Annotated in this window: 8 protein-coding genes and 1 pseudogene; 6 read left to right on the forward strand and 3 right to left on the reverse strand. The window is 43.5% G+C overall.

Annotated elements, in window-relative coordinates; genetic code table 11:
* Window positions 1-88 precede the first annotated feature (88 nt).
* Window positions 89-265, reverse strand: a complete 177-nt coding sequence (locus tag CDG79_RS43090) for a hypothetical protein (RefSeq protein WP_189525261.1) — start codon at window positions 263-265, stop codon at window positions 89-91.
* A gap of 162 nt (window positions 266-427) precedes the next feature.
* On the opposite strand from CDG79_RS43090, the gene CDG79_RS36885 reads away from it, so the two are divergent.
* Window positions 428-649 (forward strand): addiction module protein, encoded by a 222-nt coding sequence (locus CDG79_RS36885; RefSeq protein WP_094346513.1) that lies wholly within the window; start codon window positions 428-430, stop codon window positions 647-649.
* Window positions 650-655: 6 nt separating this feature from the next.
* On the opposite strand, the pseudogene CDG79_RS36890 reads toward CDG79_RS36885, so the two are convergent.
* A pseudogene (locus CDG79_RS36890) lies at window positions 656-1,333 on the reverse strand (Uma2 family endonuclease).
* A 144-nt stretch (window positions 1,334-1,477) separates the two neighbouring features.
* Here CDG79_RS36890 and CDG79_RS36895 point away from each other — a divergent pair.
* The 4 genes from CDG79_RS36895 to CDG79_RS36915 all read left to right on the forward strand — a co-directional run bounded on the left by CDG79_RS36895 (window position 1,478) and on the right by CDG79_RS36915 (window position 7,612).
* Window positions 1,478-3,052 (forward strand): CPBP family intramembrane glutamic endopeptidase, encoded by a 1,575-nt coding sequence (locus tag CDG79_RS36895; protein WP_094346514.1) that lies wholly within the window; start codon window positions 1,478-1,480, stop codon window positions 3,050-3,052.
* A 627-nt stretch (window positions 3,053-3,679) separates the two neighbouring features.
* Window positions 3,680-3,955: a TM2 domain-containing protein gene (locus tag CDG79_RS36900; protein ID WP_094346519.1), complete on the forward strand. Its 276-nt coding sequence runs from the start codon at window positions 3,680-3,682 to the stop codon at window positions 3,953-3,955.
* A gap of 388 nt (window positions 3,956-4,343) precedes the next feature.
* On the forward strand, window positions 4,344-6,821 hold the full coding sequence (locus CDG79_RS36910; protein ID WP_094346515.1) for a heavy metal translocating P-type ATPase: 2,478 nt from the start codon (window positions 4,344-4,346) through the stop codon (window positions 6,819-6,821).
* A gap of 293 nt (window positions 6,822-7,114) precedes the next feature.
* The gene (locus tag CDG79_RS36915) at window positions 7,115-7,612 is read left to right on the forward strand and encodes an FHA domain-containing protein (protein WP_094346516.1); all 498 of its coding nucleotides are present in this window, start codon (window positions 7,115-7,117) and stop codon (window positions 7,610-7,612) included.
* A 71-nt stretch (window positions 7,613-7,683) separates the two neighbouring features.
* Here the strand turns inward: CDG79_RS36915 and CDG79_RS36920 are convergent, their stop codons facing one another.
* Complete coding sequence (locus tag CDG79_RS36920; RefSeq protein ID WP_094346517.1) at window positions 7,684-8,031, reverse strand: hypothetical protein; 348 nt, start codon at window positions 8,029-8,031, stop codon at window positions 7,684-7,686.
* A 312-nt stretch (window positions 8,032-8,343) separates the two neighbouring features.
* Between CDG79_RS36920 and CDG79_RS36925 the strand changes: the two genes are divergently transcribed.
* Window positions 8,344-9,354, forward strand: a complete 1,011-nt coding sequence (locus CDG79_RS36925; RefSeq protein ID WP_094346518.1) for a TIGR01777 family oxidoreductase — start codon at window positions 8,344-8,346, stop codon at window positions 9,352-9,354.
* Window positions 9,355-9,378: the final 24 nt, after the last annotated feature.

A 9,378-nucleotide genomic window follows, 5' to 3' on the forward strand; every position in this document is an offset into this window, starting at 1 on the left:
AGACGGGGTGAATGTGTCTAAAAATACGCTTTGTTCGTATATCTGAGAACCTTGTAGTCTGAAAGTCTTTCACCGCAATACTTTCAGGCTATCTTGCCCCTGGTGACAGCTTCGCTATATTTACCCCAATAAGCGGTTTGATCCATTTAGACCTTTTAATATCTTGGGCTAATTGCTCAATATCTTCGTCGCCGTAAATACTGTCATTTTTTGGATGGGGATGAAGTTCAACAACTTTGCGTTCTTTAATCTGAATGTTTGTCATTGAGTCTAATTACGAAGTCACACTCTGTCTAATGCACTACTCTAATCTAACAGTGGTAATAATGTATCAAAAAGAGCAAACAATCGAAATATATTGCTTGTTTGAGTCCAAAAGGCGATCGCATAAGATTATCTATATTGAGCAACTATTTGAACAACAACCATGCACCCCATATTAAAAATCGATATTTCCGAACTAAGTGTATCTGAACGTATACAGCTTGCCCAGGAATTATGGGATAGCATTCTTACTACACCCGATGAAGTTCCTCTCAACGATGAGCAAAAACTCGAATTAGATAGACGCTTGGAGATGCATCGCCAAAACCCAAACCAAGGTTCAACCTGGCAATCTGTCAAGCAAAGACTAGGTTTATCTGAATGAACCAAATCAACTCAAAGAATCTGGATCTATCCCCAACTTTCGCAATTCTTGCGCCAGCCTGTCGGCGCGTTGTTCGGCAGCGATCGCAAGTTCTTCTGGTGCTAAATATCTGACTCCTTGTTTGTCATACCAATACAACCAATTCCGCGTAATTCCTTGATAGGTTCCCCGTTCATAACCAATTGCTAAACCTATCTCTGATAACCAAACGAGATTTCCTGGCTGCAATACATATTCACCATTTACAAAGCGATAAACTTCTAAAGGTGGTTTTCTCCGGCGTTGGGGATTGTAGACAACATAATATAAAATCTCCATCTCAGCATAAAGTTTCTTTTTACTGGTGTATTCCCCACGCCGTCTGTGAGAAACAACCTCAAGCGCCATAATTGGCATCACCTTTTCTTCCCACAACACATAACTTAATCGCAAGTTTTCATCAAAAACTCGCTCGACTCCTAAACTTAAAAACCCATCGGGCACAATCGGCGGTCATTCGGGATCGTAATATATCCCCATATCAACGCCAAAAAACCAATCCATCCGAGTTGCTCACAGCCAAGCTAAGATGCCTTCTAGCAAGCCAGGAATCAAATGTTGTAGTTGATTATCCACAGGTTCATCGTCAGAATCGGGCAGATCCTCGGCGGAGGGTAAGCAGTGCAATGGGTTGTAATTTAACATGGTCGGTGCGATATCTACGACGGGCTACGCCTATGCACATTCATAGCAAACTTATAATATTGATGATATCTATCCACCTCTGACTTTTTATTGCGATAATTCCCAAGGGGGACGCGCTCTCCACTGTTAGTCAAAGGGGGATAGATGACACTCAAGCGGTTAATTTTAATTTTTATACTGACACCGATCGCAGTTCTGTTGGCAGTTTCGTCTTTATTCAGTAGTTGGCAAGAACCTCAGTTCCAAAGTCGCCTAGAATTATACCAAACTAATATTGCTCTCCAAGCCCAAGCTTGGCAATCAAAAGATAGCAGCGATGACAATCTCCAGGCGATTCGGGAAGCCATACTTGGCGATCAACCCCTGGAAAGCTCCACAAAGCAGTATGAAGAGGCGCGTCAATCAGTTCAAGCTAATTTGGACAAAGTTAATAGCAAACTTGCACAATTAAGCTCTCAAGCTGAAATAACTCCCACACTTCCGAAACCTCTACCTGACGCTCCTCCCACAACTAAAACCTCTAAACAGGGACAGAAACAGTTACAGCAGTCCCTCAAACAACTCCAGAAATTACTGGCTGAATTAGACTTGCGCCTGGGAATTTTACAAGCACAGCAAGGACAAACGGATACAGCCCTCAAAACTTGGAGCGAATTACAACAACGCTCAAATATCAATCCAGAGTTTGGGGAAACGGCCTCTGTATTAAGTGGACTGTGGAGCAATCCTCCCCGTTTACTTCAAAATGCTCAAGAACGGATTCAAAAGAATTTAGAAGGTTGGTTTCGCTCAAATGCTTTGGTTAAGCTATACCAACTCCAGCAACGAGAAGACGCTTTATCAGCAGTTAAAGCTGCACAACAAGAGTCTGCGGCTCAAGCAGTGTTGAAATTAGCCGTTATTGGGACTATTCCCACTTTGGCAGCTTTAATTGGTCTAATACTGCTGATTTTATTATTTGCTCAACGCTTGTTGAAAGGAAAAACCTCGTTATTAGCTCAAAATGCTGATGTCCCTTGGTCAACGCCTTGGGATGGTGAAACGGTTTTGCAGGTTTTTATTGTAGGCTTTTTCTTTATGGGGCAAATTTTTGTGCCCTTGGTAATATCGGTGCTACCCATCCCGCGTCCTATTGTTGATGTCCGACTTCAGGCGTTTTCTGTTTTGGTTAGTTACCTATTGGTGGCGTTAGGTGCGCTGTTAGTGCTGTATTTCTCTCTTAAGCCGTTTTTCCCGTTACCGGAATTCTGGTTTCGCTTCCGTTTTCAAGATAATTGGTTTTGGTGGGGACTGGGAGGCTATTGCACGGCTTTACCTATAGTTGTGGTGGTATCTTTGATTAATCAACAGCTATGGCAAGGACAGGGTGGTAGTAACCCCCTGTTGCAACTAGCTCTAGAAAGCCGAGATGGTATAGCACTGGGCATATTTTTCTCTACAGCCGCGATCGCAGCTCCATTTTTTGAAGAAATCCTATTTCGGGGCTTTTTGTTACCCTCTCTAACTCGCTACTTACCCGTGTGGGGATCGATTTTGATCAGTAGTTTGTTGTTTGCGATCGCTCACCTCAGCTTGTCGGAAATTCTTCCTCTCACTGCATTAGGGATTGTTTTAGGGGTCGTTTATACGCGATCGCGCAATCTCCTTGCTCCTATGCTCCTTCACAGCCTCTGGAATAGTGGTACATTATTAAGTTTGTTCGTATTAGGTAGCAATTGACACTGCAAAATTACTGTTGCTAAAATCGTAAATATCTGATTTTATCTGCTTATGTAAGAACAACTTTCTAGTAATAATTGGTCACAAGCATAAATACTATCTGAAAAGCCAATGTCAGATCATGGCAAAAGCAAATCAAAGAATGCTGTTAACATAGACAATCAAAATATCTAGTTAAGCATTTATTCTCATCCGAATGATTTTAGCCAATAACTAGTTTCATCATTGGTGCGATGGTATTTCTACGCCCACTGGAAGCCATCGGAAAAAAATCCGGAAATAATACTGATGGACTTGTAAAAAGTGGTGTAGTAGTTTTTGCTGATTCTTAAGGTTCATTCTTCTCAAAAAAAATGTCCGATCTAAAAATCTGCAAAACTGCTGCACCAGGGTTTGCGATCGTCAAATCCAGCAAAATTTATTAAGGAACGCCAGATTTTCAGCCTATGCCGCAAAATATTTTAGCGTTCCCTCTAAAGTATAAGTACGCTGATTTTGGCTATTTATCTTCGGGCTTACTTGCACTTAAAAATTAAAAATCTATTTATTAGGTGAGTAACTATACTTGCTTTTATGCCAATAAAGACTTTATTTTTATACCTCACTTACCAAGGAGCAGCACTTAATATGGCAAATCTCAACCCCACTCACCCTACCAAACAACTTCTCGCTGGTTACTGTGGCATTATCCTGGGAGGATTTGGGATTCATAAATTTATTCTAGGATATGCTCCAGAAGGCTTTATTATGTTGGTGATTTCTGTAGTCGGGGGTTCTTTTACCTACGGCATTTCCTTGGTAATTATGCTACTTGTGGGTTTAATTGAAGGCATGATCTACTTGAATAAGTCGCCTGAAGAATTTGTAAATACCTACTTTGTGAATAAACAGGGCTGGTTCTAGTGTAAGAAGGCTGTTATTGCAGGAGATAGCAGTAGTTCGCCACTTCTACTTCTGATTATTTATTTTTATTGATATGCTCATTTTCAAACCTAAACAGCTTAACTGGGCAATGTTCTTCTTGTTAGGCATAGGGTATTTCAGCGTTATGTCTCATTTGGAAATCAACTATTTCTTAAAAAGCCTGATTGCGATCGCGCCAATGCAAGTGGTAGCTATTATCTATGTGACTTATTTACGCTGGAGCCGTCATTGACCTTCAGCGAAGTACGATAAATTAAGAAATTTAATAGGGTTGACATACAGTCGTAGTTCCATATTTCGCCTACGCTCAAATTAGAGACGCTTTTTGTCAGGCGTTGAATTTCTGTAGCGAATCTAAACACAAGCCATGCAACTTGTCCCAAAAACTAAGCTAGGCCCAGAACTTGACCCAATCATAGAGAAAATTATTCTCGATGTTGGGGGCATGAAGTGTGCTGGGTGTGTGAATGCGGTAGAACGACAGCTAACCCAACATCCAGGAGTCAAGAGTGCCTGTGTGAACCTGGCCACAGAGGTAGCAGTTGTAGAGTCAGAAACTGGTGCGGTAGATGCAGATGCACTAGCACAGCGATTAACAGCCGTTGGATTCCCGACTCAACCCCGAAAAGCTAGGGGCACAGTAGTAGGCGAGATGTCTACCTTATCAGACCCAGCAGAACGACAACGCCGAGAAATGCAGTCTTCTTTAAGGCAGTTGGCGATCGCTGCAATATTGCTGTTATTGTCGGGAAGTGGACATTTTGGTAATCTTGGTAGCTCAGTGCTGCCACTACTAAATAACATCTGGTTTCACTGTGGACTAGCAACAGTGGCGCTATTAATTCCCGGTCGCCCGATTTTAGTGGATGGCTGGCTGGGCTGGCGGCGAAATGCGCCTAACATGAACACTCTGATCGGATTAGGAACGCTGACAGCCTACATTGCTAGTTTAGTAGCGCTGCTGTTTCCCCAATTGGGTTGGGAGTGCTTCTTTGACGAACCAGTAATGATGCTGGGCTTTATTATTTTAGGAAAGACATTAGAACAACAAGCTAGAGGTCGCGCTGCTGCTGCATTTAGAAAATTGCTAGCACTCCAGCCACAGGTAGCGCGATTGATTGCTAACCCAGAAAAAGACGGAGTGGGATCTTCTAGTGTAGAGATTCCTGCTGAACAGGTGCGGGTTGGTGAATGGTTAAAAGTGCTGCCTGGTGATAAAATCCCTGTCGATGGTGAAGTCGTGGTTGGTCAAACAACAGTCGATGAATCCATGTTGACTGGGGAAGCCGTGCCAGTAATTAAGCAACCGGGAGATTTGGTGACAGGGGGGACACTAAACCAGTCAGGAGCGATCGCTATTCAGACAACCCGGACTGGAAGTGATACAACTCTAGCTCAAATTGTCGCTTTAGTAGAAGCCGCCCAAACTCGGAAAGCCCCAGTACAGAAATTAGCGGATACAGTAGCTGGTTACTTTACCTACGGGGTATTGACAGCATCTGCATTCACATTTGTCTTTTGGTACTTTTTTGGCACTCACATCTGGACTGATATCACCATGTCTGGTGGTATGGAAATGATGGGTCACGCTACACATCAAGTTCCCCACTCTCCCCTATTAATCAGCTTAAAACTAGCGATCGCAGTTATGGTGGTCGCCTGTCCCTGCGCTTTAGGACTTGCCACCCCAACAGCCATTCTGGTCGGGACTGCTATGGGCGCAGAGAGGGGTTTGTTAATCAAAGGCGGCGATGTTTTAGAAAAAGTCCACCAGTTAGACACTGTAGTATTTGATAAAACTGGCACTCTGACCACAGGTAATCCCATTGTTACAGATTGTCTGTTAATTGAGGGATCGGGGACTGGGGACTGGGGACTGAAGACTAGGAATTCCCAATCTCTATTACAACTAGCAGCAGCCGTAGAAAGCGGTACTCACCACCCCCTAGCAAAAGCGATTCAGCAAGAAGCACTACGGCAACAGTTATCTATTCCAGAGGCTGTGGACTTTCACACGGAACCAGGATTGGGAATCTCTGCTGTAGTAGAGGGCACGGTTGTATTGTTAGGTAACTGGGACTGGTTGAGTTGGCACGGCATTGACATTAGCGAAACAGCACAACAGGTAGCACAGGATTTAGCAACGGATGGAAAAACAGTCGTTTGCGTAGCAGTTGGGGGAACTTTAGCTGGGCTAATTGCTGTTTCCGATCCCCTCAGACCAGATGCCCAATCGACTGTAGACAAGTTGCGCCAGATGGGTCTACGGGTAATGTTGCTCAGTGGCGATCGCAAAGAAGCAGCTAGCGCCATAGCCAAACAACTAGGATTAGACAGCGCTGATGTAATCGCGGGTGTACCCCCAGCTAAAAAAGCGGCGGCAATCCAGTCTCTCCAGAAAGAGGGATTGGGGACTAGGGACTGGCGACTAGGAAAAATTCTGCCTAATGCCCAATCCCCAATATCCAATCCCCAGTCCGTTGTGGCAATGGTCGGAGATGGAATCAATGATGCTCCTGCTTTATCGCAAGCAGATGTAGGAATTGCTTTACACTCCGGGACAGATGTGGCGATGGAAACTGCTGAAATTATCCTAATGCGCGATCGCCTAAACGATGTCGTCGAATCAATTCAGCTTAGTCGCGCCACCTTCAAAAAAATCCGCCAAAATTTATTCTGGGCTTTTGCATATAATACAGTTGGCATTCCTTTAGCAGCAGGTGTTTTGTTCCCTAGTCTGGGTTTTGTTCTTAACCCATCTAGTGCTGCTGCATTAATGGCTTTTAGCTCTGTTAGCGTCGTCACAAACTCAATATTATTACGGCGATTAGCTCATCACCCTTAGAATACTTTTTTTGCATCTAAAATTTCCCCTCACAAATCTTAGTTATTCCGATCTCAAGTTAACAATTCGTAATTCGTAGTGACGTTCTCTACGAGATACTGCCTGTAGAGAACGTCACTACGAATTAGTTATTAGCAGATTTTGTTAAACTTACACAAATCACAAAGCCTGTTGAGGCACTTACAAAAGCTATCATAGCTACTGGAGTAGAACGACCAAGTTCTACTCTTTCAAGGTATTATGCAATTTTAAAGCTTATTTAGATTAGCACCACAGACTGACGGTGCGCGAAAATGGCAAAATACGATACTAAACAAATCTTGATTTATCACATTTCCACCGATTTGTCAATGGCAGCAGAAACTAATGAAAACCATCTACTGATTATTGAAGACGATCAAGGTCGCAAAGAATTTTCTCTGGAGCAACCCGTCTACTCTATAGGTAGAGACCGCGAATGTAATATCCGTTTGATGTCGCAGTTTGTCTCCCGCCGCCATGCCACATTAGTAAGATTGCCACGAGAGCATAATAGCCATAGCTACTATTACCGGATTGTAGATGGCGATGCCAAAGGTAAAGCTAGTTCCAACGGTTTGATGATTAATGGACGTAAGATACCAACACACGATCTCAGAAATGAAGACGAGATCGTTTTTGGCCCTCAAGTCCGTGCCATTTATTACCTTTTAAAAAACACTCAGCGTTTGGGACAAACGGATTCGAGCGAGTACGACATTACACTAATAAACCCCGGTATGGCCGAGGATTTAGAGGATCTGGGGGATTAAATTCTAACTACCAATCAAATTCTGACACTCTCACGGCTGAAAGCCGTGGGATTGTCAATTCAATTACCAAGCTATCCTGCAAGACTTTCAATCAAATGCCAATGGCGGCTATTTTCAATAGCCTGCTTGATAAATTCAAACATTTGTCGGCAGTAATTATCTAGTTGGAGTGGTAATTCTTCATTTTTAATCACAATACTCATTTTGGTTTCTGTTTCAGTAGATTTTGATTTATCAATCAATACTTCTACTGCGATCAATTTAGGAAAAGGCACATTACCAGGAGTCTGACGAGCGATAATGTAATCGCCCGTGTGGTATTGAATATCCAACTGACAGTCTTGTAGAAGTTCTACAAGTAACGGCTGGAGATGGTCACTAGCAACAGAAAGAATAAACGAACAGGTATAGCGAGCCATAATAGCCCCACGCCTTGCAACACTCCGTCCATCCTATAATACCGAAGCATCTAAACGAAAAGTGATTAAAAAAGCAAAGTTTTTGAGTTTTGAGATCGGGTATTACAGCATCGTCTTTATATAGAGGGTGTGCAGCCGTCGGGCAGACAGTCAAGATGCTTGCTGTTCCCGCTTCGCGTCTTCTCTTGGAAGAGGGTAAATTCATTGGAATCCCTATGAAGCAAGAATCTCACGGCTTTTTGTTAAATTGAGCGAACCGAAGAGTTTAACAGCCGTGGGAGTGTCAAAATAAAGGTTTGGCTGAGATAGAAAATGAAAGTAGCAATTACTGGAGCAACAGGATTTGTCGGTAGTCTTTTGGTACAACGACTCCACGGGAAAGGTCATCAAATAGTAGTATTAACTCGCAACACCGCTTTTGCTCAAAAGGTTTTTCCATCTGAGGCTTTCGCCAATGTAGAAATTGTTCCCTACACACCAAACGCCTCTGGTTCTTGGCAAAGTGTCATTGCTAGTTGTGATGGTGTAGTGAATCTAGCAGGAGAACCCATTGGTGAAGGACGCTGGACACCAGAACGCAAACAAGAAATCCTCAATAGCCGAAAGTTAGGTACACAAAAAATAGTTGAAGCAATAACCAACGCTAACCCCAAGACAGAAGTCGCTACAACGGGGAGCCACCCCCTTGCGGAGGTTCCTTCCGTTGAGGGGAGTGGCGTGGGAACCCCTGCAACGCGCCGTCTCCCAACTGTGTTAATTAACGCTTCGGCTATTGGCTACTACGGCACCAGTGAAACGGCAACCTTTGATGAAACAAGCCCATCTGGTAACGATTTTCTCGCCCAAGTCTGCCAAGTCTGGGAAGCAGAAGCAAGAAAGGTAAAAGATGCTGGTGTACGGCTGGTCATTCTGCGTTTTGGGGTTATTCTAGGCAATGGTGGTGCTTTAGGTAAAATGATTCCACCTTTCAAACTCTTTGCTGGTGGCCCCATTGGTAGTGGTCGCCAGTGGTTCTCATGGATTCACGTAGACGATGTAGTTAACTTGATTATGCAAGCTTTAACTAAACCGGAAATAGAAGGCGTATACAATGCCACTGCCCCTAACCCAGTGCGAATGGCAGATTTAAGTCAAACTTTGGGACAAGTAATGAATCGCCCTTCTTGGTTGCCTGTTCCGGGTTTTGCGATCGAAGCTCTTTTAGGAGACGGGGCTATAGTAGTTTTAGAAGGTCAGCAAGTCCTTCCTAAGCGCACCGTGGAAACAGGATTTGAGTACAAATATCCTAATTTACAGTCAGCACTAAGACAAATTATTACGTAGAGTCAAAGGGAATGGGGAATGGGG

Origin of the sequence: Nostoc sp. 'Peltigera membranacea cyanobiont' 232 (assembly GCF_002245985.1) — a bacterium.
In the GTDB taxonomy this organism is placed as follows: domain Bacteria; phylum Cyanobacteriota; class Cyanobacteriia; order Cyanobacteriales; family Nostocaceae; genus Nostoc.

Bases quoted from the DNA above. Each gene is read 5' to 3' on its own strand.
- CDG79_RS36885 (WP_094346513.1), top strand. From the start codon at position 428: ATGCACCCCATATTAAAAATCGATATTTCCGAACTAAGTGTATCTGAA.
- CDG79_RS43090 (WP_189525261.1), bottom strand. From the start codon at position 265: ATGACAAACATTCAGATTAAAGAACGCAAAGTTGTTGAACTTCATCCC.
- CDG79_RS36895 (WP_094346514.1), top strand. From the start codon at position 1,478: ATGACACTCAAGCGGTTAATTTTAATTTTTATACTGACACCGATCGCA.
- CDG79_RS36900 (WP_094346519.1), top strand. From the start codon at position 3,680: ATGGCAAATCTCAACCCCACTCACCCTACCAAACAACTTCTCGCTGGT.
- CDG79_RS36925 (WP_094346518.1), top strand. From the start codon at position 8,344: ATGAAAGTAGCAATTACTGGAGCAACAGGATTTGTCGGTAGTCTTTTG.
- CDG79_RS36915 (WP_094346516.1), top strand. From the start codon at position 7,115: ATGGCAAAATACGATACTAAACAAATCTTGATTTATCACATTTCCACC.
- CDG79_RS36910 (WP_094346515.1), top strand. From the start codon at position 4,344: ATGCAACTTGTCCCAAAAACTAAGCTAGGCCCAGAACTTGACCCAATC.
- CDG79_RS36920 (WP_094346517.1), bottom strand. From the start codon at position 8,031: ATGGCTCGCTATACCTGTTCGTTTATTCTTTCTGTTGCTAGTGACCAT.